Origin of the sequence: Aminobacter sp. MSH1 (assembly GCF_003071665.1) — a bacterium.
Lineage (GTDB): Bacteria > Pseudomonadota > Alphaproteobacteria > Rhizobiales > Rhizobiaceae > Aminobacter > Aminobacter niigataensis.
The window spans coordinates 3,153,520-3,170,889 of sequence record NZ_CP026265.1; the positions used below are offsets into that span (position 1 = coordinate 3,153,520).

The window sequence follows — 17,370 nt, forward strand, 5'->3', positions numbered from 1 at the left end:
TCAATGCAGCAGCGTGTTGAGGAAAGACTGGGCGCGGGGATGACTGGGCGTCGAAAAGAACGTCATCGGCGACGCCTGCTCGACAATGCTGCCCTGATCCATGAACACGACCTGGTCGGCAACCTCGCGCGCAAAGCCCATCTCATGGGTGACGCAGATCATCGTCATGCCCTCGTGGGCCAGCCCGGTCATGACATCGAGCACCTCCTTGACCATTTCGGGGTCGAGTGCGGAGGTTGGCTCGTCGAACAGCATCAGCCGCGGGTTCATGCAGAGCGCCCGCGCAATCGCCACCCGCTGCTGCTGTCCACCTGAGAGCTGTGCAGGATATTTGTCGGCCTGTTCGGGAATGCGGACCTTTTCCAGGAAATGCCGCGCCAGGCTCTCGGCCTCCTTGCGCGGCATGGAAAGAACCCGGCGCAGTGCCAGCGTGCAGTTCGACAAAACAGTCAGATGCGGAAACAGGTTGAAGCTCTGGAACACCATTCCGGTCTGCCGGCGGGCGAGGGCTGTCTCCCTGGCATTGTCACCCAGCCGGATCGTGCCAAGTGTGACAGTTCCCTGCTGGTAGGCTTCAAGTCCGTTGAGGCAGCGGATCAGCGTTGATTTGCCTGAACCGGAAGGTCCGCAGATCACGACGCGGGAACCGCTTGGGATGGTGAGGTTGACCTCCTTCAACACATGGAAGGCGCCATACCACTTGTTGAGTGAGGCGATCTGGACGGCGGCTTTGTCGTCTGGATGGGTCATGGAGTATCTCTATATCAGCTTGAAGATAGCGAGCTAAGTGTCTGGATTTGTGAGGGTGTGTTCAGCCGTTGGGGTAAGCGCCGGACGCCTACCTCGCTGTCGGCCGCAGCAGCCTGTTTTCGAGGTGTTTGATGGCCGACGAGATGAGGAGTGCGAGGCCGAGGAAGATCAGGCCGGCGACCGTCAAAGGCTCGGCATAGCGGTAGGTCTCGGAGGCAATGTCGAAGGCCCGTCCCAGCATCTCCGGCACCGCAAGCACGGCCAGATAGGGCGTCGCCTTGAGGATCGAGACGAAGTAGTTGCCCATGGGTGCTGCGATGTTGCGCAGCATCTGCGGGGCGATGACAAAGATGATCATGTCCATCCTGCCAAGGCCAAGCGCCCTTGCAGCTTCCGCCTGGCCACTGGGGATGGCATCGATGCCGGCCTTGAACACCTCCGCGAGATAACCGCTGTAATAGAGGCTGAGCCCGATCATGCCTGTGGCAAGCGCACCAAGGCGAATGCCGTAAAACGGCAGGATGAAATACAGGCAGTAAAGCCAGACCAGCACCGGCGTCGCCCGGATGAAGTCGATCAGGAAGCCAACGAACAGACCGCCCCAGCCACCAGAGCGGCGGATGAGTTCAAGGCCAAACCCGACTGCCGAGGCACCGAGGCAGCTGACTGTTGCCACCAGCAGCGTCATGCCGATGGCGCCAAGGATGGTTGGCACCGTCGAAAGTGCAAAGGCCACATCAAACTGCACAACGAGCCTCCCTTGCCGGGTTGATGCGTCGTTCCACCCAGCGTCCGAGCAGTGCGACCGGATAGCAGACGATGAAGTAGGCGAGCAGCAGCGAGCTGTAGATCGGCACCGGGTCGTACTCGATCTGCGAAATCTCCTTGGCGCGGAAGGTCATGTCGGTCAGCGTGACCAGCGAGACAAGCGATGTCGCCTTCACCAGTTGGATAAGCTGGTTGATGAAGGTCGGGCTCATGGCGACCAGTGCCTGCGGCAGTTCAATGCGCAACAGGATGGTGGAGCGCGACAGCCCAAGCGCCTGGCCAGCTTCCTTCTGGCCACGGTCCAGTGCCTGCAGGCCGGCTCTGACGGCCTGGCTGGCATAACCGCCGATGTTGAGCCCCAGCACCATGGCACTGACCGTCATAGCCGACAGCGCCAGTCCGGCGAGGGGCAGGGCGTAATAGAACACGAACAGCAGGATGATGACGGCGGAGCTGCGCCAGAACTCGATGATCGACGTCACGACGAACCGTGCCGGACCCGTCGTCATGTATTGGGCAACGCCGAAGATGAGGCCAAAGGGTATGGCAAAGACCAGGCCATAGAGCGTCACCAAAGCAGTGACGCGAAAGCCCTGCAGGATGCCGAGCCAGATCTCGAGGATGCTCATTTGCCGGCACCAGCCGTGCCACAGAGCTTCTCGACGGTGACGGTGCTGGGCACGACCTCGGACTCGCCAAAGCCATATCTGGCCATGACCGTAGTCACCGTTCCATCCTTTGTCAGTGCCAGAAGCCTTTCATCCCACAGTGCCCGCAGATCCTGGTCTTCGCTGCGGAACGCGACGGCTGCATAAGTTGCCTGCTCATCTGTCGTCACGAAGGGTGTCGCACTCTCCAGTCCCTTGAGCTTGCCGCTGGCAAGCAGCCCAATCACGGTCGGCGATGAAAGCACCGTCACATCGATGCGGCCGGAGCGCAGGGCCGAGATGTTGGCTTCGATGTCGGGGAACAGCAGCATGTTGCTTTCCGGCACGCCGGCTACAGTCGCATTCCTGACCGACACGCTGCCGCGGCCGGCACCCATGATGATCTGCTTGCTGACGATATCGTCGAAGCCATGGATTTGTTTTGGATTACCAGCGAGCACGATGGCTGCGTCATGGACCTTGAGATCAGGAGCACCGAAGGCGACCTGCCGGCAGCGCTCCGGCGTGATGGACAGACCGGACGCCACCGCATCGAAGCGGCCTGCCAGCAGCCCCGGGATCAGGGCGCCGAATTCGGTGACCCTGATGTCGATCTCCTTGACGCCAAGTTCGGCAAACGCGGCCTTGAGCAGATCAGGATGCCATCCCTTGGCCTCGCCGGTGGCTTCATCGCGAAAGCCCCATGGCGTCCGGTTGTGGATGCCGATGACGATCTTGCCTTCGCGTAGGATGCGCTCCTTGGTCGTCTCGGCAAAGGCCGGACCACCTGGCATGGCAACGATCAGCGCGAGCAAAACGCACCACATGAATGCAAGCCGCGGGCGTACAGAACTTCTGAAGGTCATTTCTCTCTCTCTCCCATTGTTGTAAGGTTTTGCCTGCGCCGACGACCGACAAAGGGACGTCTGGTGTGCGTGGCCTCGCGGGACCGAAGCCTCGCCTCCGCGATCCTGCAGTGCGCTCAGCTTCGCAGTGGATGGCTTACGACTTATCGATTGGTCTCTTCGTCCAGACCGCGATCGCTGCTGGGTGGCTTGTCGCCGTGCCCACTGCCGGAAGAACGCGGCAGGTCGGGCGCATCGCGTTCGGCCAGCCCTTTGAGATCCGCCAAAACCGACTGGATCTGCGGCCAGGGAAATGACGAGGCGTCCCCGACAGTCTCCCCGCAGCCGACAATGATCTTCAGCTTGGCGACCACCCCGGCAAATGACTGGGCGGGTGTGGCGGCAACGGCGTCGAGAATCTCTTCCTCAGCTTCAACGGCCTGCGCCTCGGCAGCGCGGGCTCTGGAGTAGCCGACCTCGTGATCAAGCTCGTCCCAACGCTTCTGCCGATCCGCCGGCGCTGATGCCTGCGGCGCGCTTCGCAGGTCGCTACCCAGTTCACAACTTGGATCGGAAAACCCAAGGGCGTTCCTGATCCGTGTTTCAAGACGCTGCTGCAGGCGGCACAAAACCACGGCCATGTGGTGTGCTTGTTCCCACTCCTGCAGCAAGACTACACATGGGTCGAGCGGCGCAAGTAAAGGCGCGGCAAAGCGCTCCGTGGGTGTAGCGCGAACTACAGCGCCGCCACCTCTCGCATCGTCATCCACAGCACAGCTCTTCCTTCGTCCCTCTTGGGTGACGAAAGGCAAAGCTGTGGTATTGTCGGAATCAGCCATGATCCGAGCTCCAACCAGCTTGGGTTTGGTCAGGCCGAGTAGGATGTTTCCCCATCCTGCACGGCCGCGTTGTAATAAGGTATTCTGATTACCTATGAAATTATGTCAAGGATATAATTTGATAACAGGGGATCAAATTAGGATGGCTCGCGCCGCTCTTAAATGGGGTGTCAGAGAATTGGCTAGCAGTGCTCAGGTCACCGCAGCAACGATAACCCGAATCGAAAGCGGAAAATCAGCTCATCCTTCAACTTTGCGGGCAATCTGTTCAGCGTTCGAAGCGAATGGAATTGAATTTATACCCGAGAACGGTGGTGGTGCGGGCGTACGTTTGGCACGCCGTTCAAGCAATGAATAAGCTGCACCTGTCAGGTGAAATTACACTAGACAATCTATAAGCCGGCAGACCCGCTATAATCAAAGCGATCACACGCTGCCGCAGATATGAATGGCAGCTTTGCGCCCATGCCGGTCATTGAAGTCAGATCTGCCCTTGCCTTAGAGCTACCGGTTTCGCTGATTTCGGCCTTCGTTTGACACGATCATGGGGCCTTGGTTCTTTATCCCTCAAGCACCTTTAGGTGCATTTTTCCTGCCTCATTTAAGCTGCGGCAGGGCCGGCGGCTTCCTCGTGATGAGAAGCTCGGCCGGATGCTTCAGCACGAACTGGTTGTCGGCGACGATGTAATTGTCGGCATGCAGCCGCGCGATCGGTTGATAGGCTTCCGGCCGGACATAGCGGCCGCGCTCGTCCCCGCGAAGAGCCCCACTACTTTAAATTTCTGCGGTTCTGCGCTCTTGGCGGTCACGCTAGGGTGGGCCTTCGTCAAAATGGCGCCAGCTGGCGCGCATACTCTTGAGGGCGCCCGGCCTAGCGGCGGCTCGTATACCATAACGTCATCGAGCAGCTTCATTGCAACCGTCCATTACAATCGTAGTGACCATGCGTGCTACCATCTCCCGCAGGATGCCGTCCGTCCAGTCCCACGGGCGAGAGAGATAACTCTACGCCACGTTCTCTTTCAGCACAGAAATTCCTTGAGATCGGCAACGCCGGAACTCGAATGTCCGCTTTCCATAGGTCATCTGCCAAAACCTACCGGTCCGCTCTCGGCCCCCCGAAGGACACAGCAATCTGGTCGCGTTGCCATCCACTGACTGGAAGACGAAACGGCGGGTAAGCCCTGTTCTGCGTCGACCCAAAAGGAAGCAGCGCATAAAGTGAAGACATCGGCACGTCTGACAGGACGACATTGCCGGGACGAAGTCGAAGCAAATTCGCGACCACTTCGATCGGCGAACAAGGCGACCTAAGGAGGTTGAGCTTAGCGCCGCGCAGGGGAACCGGGACTGATCGCCTCCGACGAATGGCCAACTGGTATCAGCAAGGTCTTCACACTTGCTGCTAGCTCCGGCGCAAGGGCTGCCACGTACTCTAACAAATGAGTTTGGTGGCTGCCTTATCGGATAAATCGTCCGCCGAGGCAGTTGAAGCTGCCCGGAAGCCATATGTCGTGGCTGCTGGGGATTATTGCGGACGGACTATCTGTCGCCATCCCCGCTCAATGCACATTCGGCAAATTCACGCGATGAACCTTCGCAATGTATTTGGTCTGAACCTGCAGCGGCTGCGTCGTGAGCGCCGTTTGTCGCAAGAGCAACTGGCTCATCTTGCCGGTTGCGCCCGCGCCTATCTCAGCGGGGCTGAAGCCGGGCGCCGCAATGCGACACTCGACACGGTGGAGGCGCTGGCGACGGTGCTGGAGGTAGAACCTGCGGACCTGCTGAAGTATCCCGCAGCGGGACGGGAAAAGAGATAATTGTTGAGCCGGATGCTTGGGAGTCATGCTTATAAAGCGCAGACGAATGCAATCTATAGTTAGCATTCTGCTTGCAGAACTCTGGAATCACCTGACGAGAGTGAACTGCCCTGCCATCATCAACGCTGGCATGTTCCGCAGCGTTGGGGAGGGTGTGATCGATGAACCTCAAGGTGTTCGCTAGACTTACTGGTGCGCTCGCCAGAATTGACGCCGCGATTACGCCAGCGGAGGTTTTGGAAGAACTCCTCAATATCTTACGACCTTTCGGCTTTCGTCATCTGCTTATTACCGGCTTGCCTTCACCGCAGGTCGGACCCTGGCAGCGCGAAATCCTATATGACGGTTGGCCAGTGGAGTGGCTCAGGCATTACCTTGCGAGTGAGCATTTCTCCCAAGATCCATGCGCCTCACGCAGCCGCTTGGTTGGCCAGCCTTTTATCTGGCGTGACTTGTCGTCCACCGAGATGACCACTGGACAATTGCGTGTCATGGGCGAGGCCGCAGAGTTCGGTCTGAGGGACGGCTTGTGTGTTCCTGTCCATGAGCCGAGACGAGCTCCTTCGGTCGTGACAGCGGCGGGGGAACGTATTGAACTTTTGCCTGAGGACGTTCCCATTCTTGAAACAGTTTGCGTGCATGCCTACCGAGCGTTGCGCCGGCTGAATGGCGGAGGTGGGCAATCGCCTCAGATCAATCTGACTGATCGAGAGCGAGAAGTGCTGATATGGATAGCAGCCGGCAAGGCGGCTGAGGATGTTGCCTGCATCTTGGGAATTTCGAGATTCACTGTCGAGCGACATTTGAGCAATGTCAGAGAAAAGTGCGACGCGGTAAATACGATCCAGGCAGCGATGGAAGCCGTGCGGCGTGGGGAAATCTGTCCCTGACAATACCAAAAAACCAGTATGGCCCAGCTTAAGGTTTTGCGTCATCTGGTGCGCGCCATGTTCAAGCTTCATATAGTCGATTGGTCAAACCGCCAGACGCATCAGAATCATCTCGAACGCTATTTTCGCATTCGATATGAAATCTACGTCGTGGGTCGAAAATGGCAGCACATCGACAGGCCGGTTCCATTGGAGATCGACGCTTTCGATATCAGGGATACAATCTATCTCCTTGGAATAGATGACACCGGAAACATAGCGATCGCTGTGTATCGTCCCGGAAGCTCCGCTTGACGCAAAGCGTAAACGAGGAAAATGCCATCGCGCTCCGGCCTTGCCGCCGCTATGGGTTTGTGAGTTCAGGTGCCTCCTTCGAGGGGCGGCTTGGGACGGAAATCGTTCTCTCCTGTGACGTGTCCGAGCTTCTGAAGAAGTATGTTGCTGATGATTAGCGAGAAGCGTGCAAGCAGCCGCGTTCCTGGCTGTCGGAGGCCTGCGTCGCCAGGCCGCTTTGAGCGAAAAGCACCCCGCCCGTACTGTTCGGGCGGGGGGGATCAGCGGGCCTTATTCGCCGTTGCGGCGGCTCGGGCGTGACCAGATCAGGCTGTAGGCGTCACCGTCCTCGTCGTTGAAGAGGTTAGCGAAGATCGGGGCGTTGAAGCTCGGGTCATCGAGCTTGAGGCCGAGATAGTCGCGACCCTCGTTGGAGCACTTGGCCCATGCGGCGCCGATTTCGGCTCGACCAACGAAGACCCGGTGGCTGGGAGCGTTGTCGCCAGAGGCGCGGGTTTCGGGGACGATGCGGACGCTGCGTGCCTGGACGCTAAGCGTGACGATTTCGCCGGTGAATTCGTTGTTGCCTGACTTCTTGAAGGTGCCGATGGTGGCCATGGTCGTTCTCCGATCCTGTTTGTTTCGAGCCCGCACCATTGCGGTCTCGATGGTGATCGACAGGCCGGAGGCGATAGCCGGCGCACCCACGGGCCGAAGCGTCAGCGGAGGATGGCGCGGGAGCGACTTTGTTGGCTCGCGAGGAATGGCCGCGTAGCGCCAGGGGAAGAAAGTCGCAACAAGCCATTGCGTGGAAGGCGATCGAGGCATAGCCGGCCTTCGGCCAGATACATCCATCGCAGAGACCACTTCGGTGCGCTCGCTGACGGACCGGACTCGGAGGAACCACAAGGGGCTGCCTCGCTGATCCCGACCGCTTTCCGGCAATACGGTCCACCGTCGTATCGTCCGGTACTTGGCGGCCGTCAGCATGCTTTCGAATCGCTATTGCGTCCGCTCCGCTTCGCGATGTCTTTCAGTCACGGCGATCGTTGGCTCATCTGCTGACGTCGCCGATTTGGCCAAGCAGTTTGGGGGGAAGCCACACTCCTTGGTGTCCCTCACTGCGCGCCCGCTTTGCGATCCCTACTTCCAATCTTAAACGCCGAAGGGTGGTGGGCCTATGTTATGTTCTGTCAGCAGTGCCCTTCGACCGCGAATAGGCCTGCCGTAGCCTCGCCCTGCGTTTACGGACGGGAGGAAGTCGCAATGATTGACGACCCAGACGAAAACCAGAAAATGGACATATTCAGGCAGATCGCACAGGACGCAACCTACACAGCGCACACCCTCGCCGAGCGATATGGCTTGTCTGACGGCCAAGCACGATCACTCATCAAGATTCATGGCCCGTCTCGTGAAAAACTGGATCGGATCGTCGCAGCGCCACCGTTTCCATAATCATTGGCCTGTTCCCATTGAACCTTTAAGACTACGCACAGGCGATCGACGCTAACAATTTTGTCCAACGCCGACTGGACACTTACTCGGTTCCTCCTCCCGTTCGGTCGTGCGGTTTCGATGTAGGGGAATGCGGCGCTTACGCGCCGCCGAATTTCATGACGGGGATACCGAGTTTGCGCGCCTTGTCGGCAAGGTTGTCCTGGATTCCGGTGCCGGGGAAACAGATGACGCCGATCGGCATCGCCTCAAGCATTGCGTCGTTGCGTTTGAACGGCGCTGCCTTGGCGTGCCTGGCCCAGTCAGGCTTGAAGGCGATCTGCGGAACCTTGCGATGGCTGGCCCATTTGGCGGCAATGAGCTCGGCGCCTTTCGGGCTCCCGCCGTGCAACAGCACCATGTCCGGGTGCTTGGTGTGAACCTGGTCGAGCTTATTCCAGATCTGGCGATGGTCGTTGAAGTCGAGCCCGCCAGTGAAGGCGATTTTGGGGCCGGGAGGCAGGAGCGTATCGTTTTCAGCGCGCCGTTTGGCGGCAAGGAAGTCCCGGCTGTCGATCAGCGCTGCAGTAAGATTGCGATGGTTGACCATCGAGCCGGTGCGCGGCCGCCAGATCGAATGGGTGGAGCGTTCGAACTGTTCGGCTGCCTGGTCGCGCATCAGTTCGAACACGTTGCGCCGTTCGAGAACGGTTTGTCCCTGAGCCGTCAGGCGTTCGAGTTCGACCGATTTCACCTCCGACCCGTCCTGTTCGCGCTGGAGGCGCTGCTGGGCGAGCTCATTTTCGTCGAGCTCGCGTTCAATTCGACCGATTGCGCGATGAAAGAGATTGACCGTGCCCCAGAGCAGTTCCTCGAGGTCGGGCTCGAGGCGGGTATCGGAAAGTGCCACGACGAGAGCGTCGAAGATGTCGGCAATGCTGGCAGCGACAACGTGGCCTTCGGGAAGCGGGCGAGGGTCAGGTTCATCCTCGAAGGGGCGGTAGCCGTAAAGCTGAAGTTCCTGGAGGACGTGTTCGGTCGGAGAGGCGTGGTGCGGCTCGTAGCTCGTGGCGTGCTCTTTGGTCATGGAGGTCTTCCTTCGCTCGTGACCACGCCCAGCGCGGCCTTCTTGGCGACGAAGGCGTCGGCCGGGATGGACTTGCACCTGGAGCGCAGCGGAAGGCCGGAACGCAGTGGAGGATGGTGACGACCGACGATTTTGTTTCGCGATGGAAAGCGCCTCGTCGAGGCGCACCGGAAAATCGTTGGGCGAAGCCGTTGCCTGTCCGGCACGTCTGACGCCCGATCGCCCTCTCGAAGGCCGTGGATGTGGCTTCGCAGTGTGCAAGGCTGGCCTCCGTCACCCGACAGCGCACGATGCTGCGGTGCCGCCTCGATCACCTACCGGTCAAACGGCCGAGGACATGAAGCGTGCGATGTCCTGTGGAGCGACCTGCAACTTCAACCTCGCGGTCAGTGCGTCGAGACCGAGCTGCCTGAGATCTTCGTTGAAATCGCCAAGCCGTGGCTTGAGCACGATAGCCTCGATGCCGACCGCACCAGTGCGCTCGAGCAGTGTTGCTATAGCTTTGTCGCCTGCCTGATCCTTGTCGCGCGCAATGTAGAGTCTGCGCAGCCCATGCGGAAACAGGATCGCAGACAGGTGCGCGGCTGAAAGCGCCGCCATCGAAGACATATGAGGCAAGGCAGATCGGACTGACAGTGTCGTTTCGATGCCTTCGCCGGCCATCATCACGTCGCTGCCTGCGCCGAAGCGGACTGCGTGACCGAGCAGGCTGCCCATGGCGCGCCTGGGCGTGGAGATCGGTGCACGGCCGAGGTTGGCTTCACCGAAGCCGTTGGGGTCAAGCCACGTGCGATGCGCACCCGTAAGCCCCCCGAAAAGGTCGGTGACGGCAGCGATCATCGCCGGCCAGGTTTCGGTTGGAGCGCAGTCGTCTTCGCGGTAATAGCAGTGTGGGTGGTAGCGCAGCGCACGGGTTTCGCGCAGAGCCGTAATCCCGCGATTGCGCAAATAGTCTTCGACGAGGGTTCGTCCGATAGGCTGCGCCATGGCAATGAGACGTCGTGCCGATTCCGTCGATCCACGCTCGGCTGACGCCTGTTGGCCGATCCGTTTGCCTGAGGCAGGATATGGCATGGCAAGGAAGCATCGTGCTTCCTCGGCAACGTCCCTGAAGTCGACAAGACGCAGGCTTTCGCGGATGACGTCGAGCAGGTCGCCATGCTCGCCTGTCGCGGCATCTGTCCATTTTCCGGCAGCCCCCTTTCCCGAACCCGGTCCCTTCAGACGAACGAACATGGAGCGACCGGGCGTGTTTCGGACATCGCCAACAAGCCAGTAGCGACCTTGACGATGTCCATTTGACAGATAGTGCCGGCACACCGCCTCGGCATGGTTTGCAAGGTGAGTAGCGAGATCGCGCGGTGTCTCAGCCATGGTGGACCTCAAAAGAATTGGCCCGCCATCGCGGGCGGGCCAAGATATCGGGGCAGGGTGGCTTCATTCGGCCGCAATGGGCGTAGCCACGTCGGTATCAGTGTCGCGGATGGCGCCAGCTTCGCCCATAGCCGTTGCGCCACCTTCGGCCGCCAGTTCTTCGACGTCCGTTGCGGCGGGGAGCCGCAGCGGTTCGGGCAGCCATCCAGCATCACTGAGAAGGCGTTCAGCTTCCTGCGCCATGTCCGCCTTCTTCAAATGCTGGATGAGCGTCGCGGCGCGCTCGCCCGCACCTTCTCGGACGGCTGCAAGGATACGAGCCTTGGTGACGCGGCCGAGATAATTGTCGACGGTCGGCCTCCAGTTGGCGTCGGTCACCATGTCGAAACCGGTCGCTTGGGCCAGACGGTCCGCGCCAGCGAGACGGCAATTGAGGTTGTGCGGGGTCGGGCCGGAACCGCCATAAGGGTTTGGGCGCTCGTTGATCGCATTGACACCGTAGCTGACACAATGGGCGAGAAGGGCCATCCGGCTCGTGTCATCGAGCGCCGCGATCCAGTCCCAGAGCGCGTCTTCGTCTGAGGGCAGGTCGGCCTTCCAGGCATCGTAGCGCTCGCCGATCGCTTTGGCAGAGAGCGTGTCCTTGAGATCTGCACCCTGCGCCGAGAAACAGGTCTGGCGTATCGAGACTTCCAGGCACCCGGTCGGAGCTGCAAAATGATATCGCTCCATCACCATGCGATGCAGCAGCGCCGTCATCGCGACGTGGGGATTGTCGGCGAGTGCGTTCTGAAGGGCGAGCGTGCGGTGGGCGGTGAGTTCGCCGACCAGGCGCTCAGGAAGAGGTTTGTTGCCTTCTTCATCCTCATCCTCCCTGACGACCGGTTGGCCGCCGATAGAGATGGCGGTGCGCTGAATGTCGCCGTGGTCGACCAACGCATTGTCCTCGGTGCCATCCTCACCGCTTTCGCTGTCGTCAGCGATCGGCGCCTCGTCTTCGGGCCGGACATAGCCAGGGTCGACGACAAGTACGCCTTCGCGATTGATGCTGACGAAGACACCTGCGCGCGCGATCTCGGCGGGTTCGAACGTCATGGGCCTATCCTCGAGGGCCGAGAGTGCTGCTTCAATTTCGGCAAGCCGCTGGTCAACCGCGTCGGGCAGTTCGTCGACTTCGCTGTATTGAGATTCGAGCTCGTCTTGTTCGTTGCGCAGTGCTTCGCCGGTCGCGCTCTCCTCCTCGGTGAGTGCCTCAATCACGCCGATCAACTTGCGCAGGCCGTTCGCGTGGCCATAGGGAAGCTCGACAGATGCTGAGATCCACTTCCAGCCCTGATTGGCGAGCTCGTCTGCCGTGCCTTGCAGCATTTCGTCGACGAGACGGTCGAGGAGGGGGACATCCTCCAACCAGCCGCCGCTGTCGTCGGAGAAAAGATCTCGCAGGACGGTACCACTGGCGGCCTCATAGGCATCGATACCGATGAAGCGGGCACGTTTGTCGGCCATCGGGACCGTCGTTTCAGTCAGCATGCGGCGGATCTGCCACGGCTCCTTCTGCCAGGAGCCGCTGATCCGCTCCCAGACCTGCTCCTGTCGCACATGATCGGGATTGACCGTGAATGCCTCGAGCATTGCGAGCGTCATTTCGTGGCGCGAATACGCATCGAGCAGGGCTGGCGCTGCCGTGGCGAGACGAAGACGCTGCGTGATGAAGCGCGGGGTGGTGCGATAGGCGTCAGCAATCTCCTCCTTCGACATGCCACCGTCCAGCATGCGCTTGAACGCCTTGAACTGGTCGAGAGGATGCAGGGCGAGGCGCACCATGTTTTCCGCCAGAGAGTCGTCGACTGCGGATGTCTTCGCGTTGGCCTTCTTGACGAGGCATGGCACGGGGCCGTCGGCCGGAAAGCGGCCGGCTTCCACCAGTCGCGCAATTGCCTTGTAGCGGCGCCCACCCGCCGGGGTCTCGAAATCGCCGGTCTCGTTGCCGTCGGCGTCGAGTATGGCGCGGACATTGAGACCCTGCACGATGTCCTCGCGGCGGTCGATGTCATGGGTGAGTTCTTCGAGACCTTCTTCGACGTTGATCTCACGGACGTTGCTGTCCGACAGGAATATCCGGTCGAACGGAATGTCGCGCGACCGCGAAAAGACGATCATTGCGACGGCGGACTTCTTCTTGGCAGCTTTGGCCATGATGGTTCTCCACGACGGACCCCCAAGAGCCTCTCTCTCGGATTTGATTTCCGTCACGAAGCGAAGCGCCGCCCTCTTACTCTGGAGGGCAGCGCCACACATCAGGCAAACCGGTAAGGCACGACGGCGGAAGCCGCGCCTCGCTTCCGGATTTTTGGGAACGATCAGGAGGCTCGATCGAGCATCTTTTTGGCCTTGGCCTCCATTTCGAGGCGGGCGTCCTGATGGGGCTTGTCGCGCGCGACGGCCGTGATGCCCTGCACGAAATCGAAAATGCTTTCGGGTGGACGGCCTTCTTCATTCAGGACGGTGTCGATGATCTTCGCCGTCTCGGCCCTCGAGAAGCCGCGCCGGCGCAGCAGCTCGGTGCGGTCGTCGTCGTTGCGCGCGACGATCCGTTCGCGCGATGCCTTGATGCCATTGATGAAGGGTATCGGCGAGGAGTTGGCGAAGTTGAGAAGCGCGGGCGCTGCCTCATGCGCAAAACGTGAGGCGGCGTACTTCGAGTGGCGGATGTTGATCTCCTCGAAATCCTCAACGCCCCAGAGGTTCCGGTTCTGACACACAGCGCGGAGATAGAAGCTAGCAATTCCCAGCGTCTTGGCGCCGACTTCGGAGTTCCAGCAGTAGAAGCCGCGGAAATAGAGGTCGGGCGATCCGTCCGGAAGCTTGCCTGCTTCGATCGGATTGAGATCGTCGACCAGGAAGATGAAGACGTCGCGGTCCGAGGCGTAAAGCGTTGTAGTGTCCTTGGTGATGTCGACTGCGGGATTGTAGACGCCGGTCGACCAGTCGAGCACGCCGGGAACTTTCCATCGCGTGTCGCCGATGCCGTTGCCGGCGATGCGCTGGACGGCTTCGACGAGTTCATGGTCGTAGATCCGACCATAGTCCGGGCCGGTGACTGCCCGCAGTTCTAGACGACCGTCGCCCGTCTCAAGGGTCTTTACCTGCTCTCTGCGATGCGTTGCGAGACCGTACTGCAGATTGATGCCGGCCAGCGCCGCGGGGAGCTGGCGCAGATAGGTCGCGGGCGCGCCGACGAGGCTTGCGAGTTGTCCGAAACTCCAGTGTGTTGGGGCGACGGGTGCTTCAGCACCGGGGAGGATGAGCGTCAGCCGTTCTGGATCGCCATGGCTCGCCTCAACCTGGATGCGATCGCTTTCGACGGTGCGAGTGCGGCCGCTTTCGGCCCGCGCGCGAACTGTGCGGGCCAATTCGTTCAGAGATAAGAAGCGCTCGTCGTCGGGCCGCGAGAACCATTCCGACGAGACGCGACCGATGCGCCCGCCGCGGGACACATCCACTTTGAAGCCACCATCGACCTGATGCGTGGCATCGAGAACTTGCGTGTTCATGGCAAAAACCTCCATGACGGCGCCGGAAGCCTCTCCTCCGACTTCAACCCGTCATGGACAACTCGCCCTTCTCTCACTCTGGGGCACGAAGACAGCTGAGACCAGACCCACGGTAACGCGACGAATGAACCGCTGGCGACACGCCTTGGCAATCTATCGGGCCCGGGCTAGGCGAAAGCCGCCTGCTTGTCTTTCAAAAGCCTTCCAGCACGATCTTGCCTTTGGAACGTCCGCTTTCGATCAACGAATGAGCTTGTTTCAGATTCATCGGATCGATAGGGCGCAGGACTTGGTTCAGTGTTGTTCGGAGCTTGCCTTCATCGACCAGCCGCGCAACCTGGTCGAGCAGTTCGGCCTGCCGATCCATGTCCGGAGTTTGGAAGATCGACCGGGTGAACATCAATTCCCAGTGAATCGAGACCGACTTGCGCTTGAACGGCAGGATGTTGAGCACCTTGGGGTCATCGATCAGCCCGAAGCGGCCTTGAGGTGCGATGAGTTCGACGATCTGGTCGAGGTGCAGATCCGTTTGGGTCGTCGAAAATACGAAGGCAGGCGCGCCGAGCCCTAGAGCCGCGACCTGTTCCGCGATCGACTTGCTGTGGTCGACGACGTGATGGGCGCCGAGTTCAGCCACCCAGTCTTTGGTCTCCGGGCGCGACGCGGTTGCGATGACAGTTACATCCGACAACGCGCGGGCGAGCTGAATGGCGATTGAGCCAACACCGCCCGCTCCGCCGACGATCACGATCGCGTTGGCGGCACCTGGCACAGGCTGCCTGATGTCAATCCGGTCAAAAAGCATTTCCCAGGCGGTGATCGCGGTCAATGGGAGCGCGGCCGCTTCGGCGCTCGACAACGTCTTTGGCTTGTGGCCAACAATGCGTTCATCCACCAGGTGGAACTGGCTGTTGCAGCCGGGCCGAGTAATCGAACCGGCGTAATAGACCGCGTCGCCAAGTTTCAGGCGCTCCACCTTCTCCCCCGCTTCCACGACGCGGCCGACTGCATCCCAACCCAGTACCTTCCATTCCCCTGCAACGGGCGAAACGCCTTGCCGGATCTTGGTGTCGACCGGATTGACGGAGATGGCTTCGACCTCAATCAAGACGTCGTGGCCAGAGGCGACTGGGCGCGGCAGATCGATGAACTCGAGTGAGTCAGGACGGTCAATGCTGCCGGCAGTCCTGTATCCGATGGCCTTCATAACTCTGCTCCTGTTGCTGATGCCACAAAGCTGAGCATATGATGCAGATTAATCAATACGCACAAACATCGCCTATAGTGTCATAAAGGGTACTACGATGGCCAAGATCCGCCATTCCCGATTTGATTGCACGCCCGGCTGCGCGGTCGAGGCGGCGATCGGTCTGATCGACGGCAAATGGAAGTCGATCGTTTTGTTTCATCTGCGGTCCGGCACGCTCCGCTTCAGCGAGATCCGTCGCCACATCGCCGGTGTCACACCCCGCATGCTGACCAACCAGCTACGTGAGCTGGAAGAGGATGGATTGATCACACGCAAGGTCTACGCTCAAGTTCCCCCAAAGGTGGAATACAGCTTGTCGCCGCTCGGCCGTAGCATGGAGCCCATCCTTCTTGCCCTGAAGGATTGGGGTGATGCGAACATCGACCTGTATGGCAAGCCGCACGCTAGCAACAGCATGCCTGCGGCTTGATCGCACAAAATGCGATCGCGACGGTCCTGAAGGCTGGGGTTCCGGCCTTCGTCGAGCAGGGGCCGCAACCCCTGCGCAGGGGCTTGCGTCGTTGATGACCGCCACAGCGCTGGTTGGGAATCTCATTCTTGTTAGCCATGTGCCTTAGGTTGATCGAACTTTGCTGCTGACCGGGAACGTGCGTCAATCTCCCTGGCTTGTTCGCGGGTTATGCCGATATCGTCCAGCAGTCGTTCGTCGAACTCGGAGAGCGGACGTACACTCGACGAATGGGCTGATCCGCGCCGGATGTATTCGGCTAGGCTTCGGATCAAGTGAAACATCAGTACACGGCCCAGAACCAGTCGAAGCAATATCCGGCAACCAGCGAGCCGATTACGGCCAAAGCAACGAACAGCACCAGTGTCGCCATCCGCAGTATCGGCACCACCGCAAGGACACCCCAGATGCTGACCGCGCTTCCAGAAACCAAAAATGCGAGAGCCGCCCCAGGGGACATGCCGAGGTCGAGCAGGGCCCGGACCATGGGGAGGGCGGCGTATCCATCCAGATACATGGGCGCTCCCACCGAGACGGCGAGCGGAATTGCGTAGGGGGAGTTAGCGCCGACATAGGTTCCGAGCAGGTGATCGGGCACCAGACCTCGTAGTAAGTATTCGGCACCAAATGCCAATGTCAGGCAGGCCGAAACGAGCTTGCTTGTCTGTAGGAGGTCAGCCCAAAACACCCGGGTTCGTTCTTGATCGCTCCACACCCAAGCCTTGAACTCGTTGGCGGCGACCGGGGCGCATCCGCCACTGATCTTTGTCGACCGACGAAGCGGATTTCTCACGGCATCGGTCTTGCCAAGTGCTGTTGTTGCGACACCCGCAAAAACCCCCAATCCGAATGCGCTGACAGTCTTTGCCACTGCAAAAGAGAGGCCGAGCGTTGCCCAGGTTGCTGCAAACATCGCAGGATCCGTGACCGGAGATGACAGCCAAAACGCCATGACAGGGGCTAGTGGAACACCTGACGCGAGAAGGCCTGTCATCAGTGGGAGGACCGTCACGCCACAAACAGGCGTAAGCGTACCTGCAATAGAGGCCAAGAGGATCGTGGTCATTGGGCGACCCTTGAAGACCTGTGCCGTGACGGCGCCAGCCCCGCTTGCCGTCACCCAAGACGACAATAGAAGGCCTGTGCCGATCAGGATGGCGACGTCGAGGAAACTCGCAGCGACGAACCCAAGCAAAGCCAACGTCATCGCGGGCCATAAGAACGATGCCAGCAAGACTGAGGCGATCGCAAGGAACCAGAAGGTGCGATGGAATTGGCGTGGAAAGGCTTCTGAAATGGACATGGCGACCTCCTGCCATCAGGGTAGGCCGATAGCTTTCATGAGGAAAACGAATAGTATATATATCA

18 protein-coding genes are annotated in these 17,370 nt (G+C 60.0%); 6 read left to right on the forward strand and 12 right to left on the reverse strand.

Going from position 1 to position 17,370, the window contains the following annotated elements; genetic code table 11:
• The 5 genes from CO731_RS15600 to CO731_RS15620 form a co-directional block, all read right to left on the reverse strand.
• Entirely contained in the window at nucleotides 1–750 is a 750-nt protein-coding gene (locus tag CO731_RS15600; protein ID WP_055977804.1) for an amino acid ABC transporter ATP-binding protein, read from the reverse strand.
• Nucleotides 751–838: 88 nt separating this feature from the next.
• The gene (locus CO731_RS15605; protein ID WP_055977801.1) at nucleotides 839–1,498 is read right to left on the reverse strand and encodes an amino acid ABC transporter permease; all 660 of its coding nucleotides are present in this window, start codon (nucleotides 1,496–1,498) and stop codon (nucleotides 839–841) included.
• Nucleotides 1,488–2,147, reverse strand: a complete 660-nt coding sequence (locus CO731_RS15610) for an amino acid ABC transporter permease (protein ID WP_108607882.1) — start codon at nucleotides 2,145–2,147, stop codon at nucleotides 1,488–1,490. Before CO731_RS15610 ends, CO731_RS15605 begins: the two co-directional genes overlap by 11 nt.
• Complete coding sequence (locus CO731_RS15615; RefSeq protein WP_055977628.1) at nucleotides 2,144–3,031, reverse strand: transporter substrate-binding domain-containing protein; 888 nt, start codon at nucleotides 3,029–3,031, stop codon at nucleotides 2,144–2,146. Before CO731_RS15615 ends, CO731_RS15610 begins: the two co-directional genes overlap by 4 nt.
• 143 nt (nucleotides 3,032–3,174) lie before the next feature.
• Nucleotides 3,175–3,849 (reverse strand): hypothetical protein, encoded by a 675-nt coding sequence (locus tag CO731_RS15620; protein WP_156381278.1) that lies wholly within the window; start codon nucleotides 3,847–3,849, stop codon nucleotides 3,175–3,177.
• 94 nt (nucleotides 3,850–3,943) lie between these two features.
• On the opposite strand from CO731_RS15620, the gene CO731_RS15625 reads away from it, so the two are divergent.
• From CO731_RS15625 to CO731_RS15640, 4 genes are all read left to right on the forward strand, one after another.
• Complete coding sequence (locus CO731_RS15625) at nucleotides 3,944–4,207, forward strand: helix-turn-helix transcriptional regulator (RefSeq protein ID WP_256371620.1); 264 nt, start codon at nucleotides 3,944–3,946, stop codon at nucleotides 4,205–4,207.
• Between the two features lie 1,231 nt (nucleotides 4,208–5,438).
• Complete coding sequence (locus tag CO731_RS15630; protein WP_082496632.1) at nucleotides 5,439–5,669, forward strand: helix-turn-helix transcriptional regulator; 231 nt, start codon at nucleotides 5,439–5,441, stop codon at nucleotides 5,667–5,669.
• Between the two features lie 161 nt (nucleotides 5,670–5,830).
• Nucleotides 5,831–6,559 (forward strand): LuxR family transcriptional regulator, encoded by a 729-nt coding sequence (locus tag CO731_RS15635; RefSeq protein WP_055977620.1) that lies wholly within the window; start codon nucleotides 5,831–5,833, stop codon nucleotides 6,557–6,559.
• A gap of 18 nt (nucleotides 6,560–6,577) precedes the next feature.
• Nucleotides 6,578–6,853 carry a hypothetical protein gene (locus tag CO731_RS15640; protein ID WP_055977617.1) on the forward strand — a complete coding sequence of 92 codons (276 nt, stop codon included), beginning with the start codon at nucleotides 6,578–6,580 and terminating at the stop codon, nucleotides 6,851–6,853.
• A gap of 270 nt (nucleotides 6,854–7,123) precedes the next feature.
• Here CO731_RS15640 and CO731_RS15645 read toward each other — a convergent pair whose 3' ends face one another.
• Nucleotides 7,124–7,450, reverse strand: a complete 327-nt coding sequence (locus tag CO731_RS15645) for a DUF736 domain-containing protein (RefSeq protein ID WP_055977765.1) — start codon at nucleotides 7,448–7,450, stop codon at nucleotides 7,124–7,126.
• Between the two features lie 648 nt (nucleotides 7,451–8,098).
• Here CO731_RS15645 and CO731_RS15650 point away from each other — a divergent pair.
• The gene (locus CO731_RS15650) at nucleotides 8,099–8,290 is read left to right on the forward strand and encodes a hypothetical protein (RefSeq protein WP_055977614.1); all 192 of its coding nucleotides are present in this window, start codon (nucleotides 8,099–8,101) and stop codon (nucleotides 8,288–8,290) included.
• A gap of 139 nt (nucleotides 8,291–8,429) precedes the next feature.
• Here CO731_RS15650 and CO731_RS15655 read toward each other — a convergent pair whose 3' ends face one another.
• The 5 genes from CO731_RS15655 to CO731_RS15675 all read right to left on the reverse strand — a co-directional run bounded on the left by CO731_RS15655 (nucleotide 8,430) and on the right by CO731_RS15675 (nucleotide 15,491).
• A complete protein-coding gene (locus tag CO731_RS15655; protein ID WP_055977611.1) occupies nucleotides 8,430–9,356 on the reverse strand; it encodes a DUF2493 domain-containing protein in 927 nt (308 codons plus the stop codon).
• Nucleotides 9,357–9,677: 321 nt separating this feature from the next.
• On the reverse strand, nucleotides 9,678–10,730 hold the full coding sequence (locus CO731_RS15660) for a toprim domain-containing protein (protein ID WP_055977609.1): 1,053 nt from the start codon (nucleotides 10,728–10,730) through the stop codon (nucleotides 9,678–9,680).
• Nucleotides 10,731–10,793: 63 nt separating this feature from the next.
• Nucleotides 10,794–12,926, reverse strand: coding sequence for a ParB/RepB/Spo0J family partition protein (locus CO731_RS15665; protein WP_055977606.1), 2,133 nt, complete (start codon nucleotides 12,924–12,926; stop codon nucleotides 10,794–10,796).
• Between the two features lie 164 nt (nucleotides 12,927–13,090).
• A complete protein-coding gene (locus CO731_RS15670; RefSeq protein WP_055977762.1) occupies nucleotides 13,091–14,284 on the reverse strand; it encodes a hypothetical protein in 1,194 nt (397 codons plus the stop codon).
• Nucleotides 14,285–14,477: 193 nt separating this feature from the next.
• Nucleotides 14,478–15,491 carry a zinc-binding alcohol dehydrogenase family protein gene (locus CO731_RS15675; RefSeq protein ID WP_055977602.1) on the reverse strand — a complete coding sequence of 338 codons (1,014 nt, stop codon included), beginning with the start codon at nucleotides 15,489–15,491 and terminating at the stop codon, nucleotides 14,478–14,480.
• 97 nt (nucleotides 15,492–15,588) lie between these two features.
• On the opposite strand from CO731_RS15675, the gene CO731_RS15680 reads away from it, so the two are divergent.
• A complete protein-coding gene (locus tag CO731_RS15680; protein WP_055977599.1) occupies nucleotides 15,589–15,963 on the forward strand; it encodes a helix-turn-helix domain-containing protein in 375 nt (124 codons plus the stop codon).
• 322 nt (nucleotides 15,964–16,285) lie between these two features.
• Here the strand turns inward: CO731_RS15680 and CO731_RS15690 are convergent, their stop codons facing one another.
• Nucleotides 16,286–17,305, reverse strand: coding sequence for a permease (locus CO731_RS15690; RefSeq protein ID WP_055977596.1), 1,020 nt, complete (start codon nucleotides 17,303–17,305; stop codon nucleotides 16,286–16,288).
• Between the last annotated feature and the right edge of the window lie 65 nt (nucleotides 17,306–17,370).

Excerpts from the sequence above, each read along its gene's own strand:
- CO731_RS15600 (WP_055977804.1), bottom strand. The coding sequence starts at position 750 with ATGACCCATCCAGACGACAAAGCCGCCGTCCAGATCGCCTCACTCAAC.
- CO731_RS15610 (WP_108607882.1), bottom strand. The coding sequence starts at position 2,147 with ATGAGCATCCTCGAGATCTGGCTCGGCATCCTGCAGGGCTTTCGCGTC.
- CO731_RS15615 (WP_055977628.1), bottom strand. The coding sequence starts at position 3,031 with ATGACCTTCAGAAGTTCTGTACGCCCGCGGCTTGCATTCATGTGGTGC.
- CO731_RS15620 (WP_156381278.1), bottom strand. The coding sequence starts at position 3,849 with ATGGCTGATTCCGACAATACCACAGCTTTGCCTTTCGTCACCCAAGAG.
- CO731_RS15625 (WP_256371620.1), top strand. The coding sequence starts at position 3,944 with ATGAAATTATGTCAAGGATATAATTTGATAACAGGGGATCAAATTAGG.
- CO731_RS15630 (WP_082496632.1), top strand. The coding sequence starts at position 5,439 with ATGAACCTTCGCAATGTATTTGGTCTGAACCTGCAGCGGCTGCGTCGT.
- CO731_RS15635 (WP_055977620.1), top strand. The coding sequence starts at position 5,831 with ATGAACCTCAAGGTGTTCGCTAGACTTACTGGTGCGCTCGCCAGAATT.
- CO731_RS15640 (WP_055977617.1), top strand. The coding sequence starts at position 6,578 with ATGGCCCAGCTTAAGGTTTTGCGTCATCTGGTGCGCGCCATGTTCAAG.
- CO731_RS15645 (WP_055977765.1), bottom strand. The coding sequence starts at position 7,450 with ATGGCCACCATCGGCACCTTCAAGAAGTCAGGCAACAACGAATTCACC.
- CO731_RS15650 (WP_055977614.1), top strand. The coding sequence starts at position 8,099 with ATGATTGACGACCCAGACGAAAACCAGAAAATGGACATATTCAGGCAG.
- CO731_RS15655 (WP_055977611.1), bottom strand. The coding sequence starts at position 9,356 with ATGACCAAAGAGCACGCCACGAGCTACGAGCCGCACCACGCCTCTCCG.
- CO731_RS15660 (WP_055977609.1), bottom strand. The coding sequence starts at position 10,730 with ATGGCTGAGACACCGCGCGATCTCGCTACTCACCTTGCAAACCATGCC.
- CO731_RS15665 (WP_055977606.1), bottom strand. The coding sequence starts at position 12,926 with ATGGCCAAAGCTGCCAAGAAGAAGTCCGCCGTCGCAATGATCGTCTTT.
- CO731_RS15670 (WP_055977762.1), bottom strand. The coding sequence starts at position 14,284 with ATGAACACGCAAGTTCTCGATGCCACGCATCAGGTCGATGGTGGCTTC.
- CO731_RS15675 (WP_055977602.1), bottom strand. The coding sequence starts at position 15,491 with ATGAAGGCCATCGGATACAGGACTGCCGGCAGCATTGACCGTCCTGAC.
- CO731_RS15680 (WP_055977599.1), top strand. The coding sequence starts at position 15,589 with ATGGCCAAGATCCGCCATTCCCGATTTGATTGCACGCCCGGCTGCGCG.
- CO731_RS15690 (WP_055977596.1), bottom strand. The coding sequence starts at position 17,305 with ATGTCCATTTCAGAAGCCTTTCCACGCCAATTCCATCGCACCTTCTGG.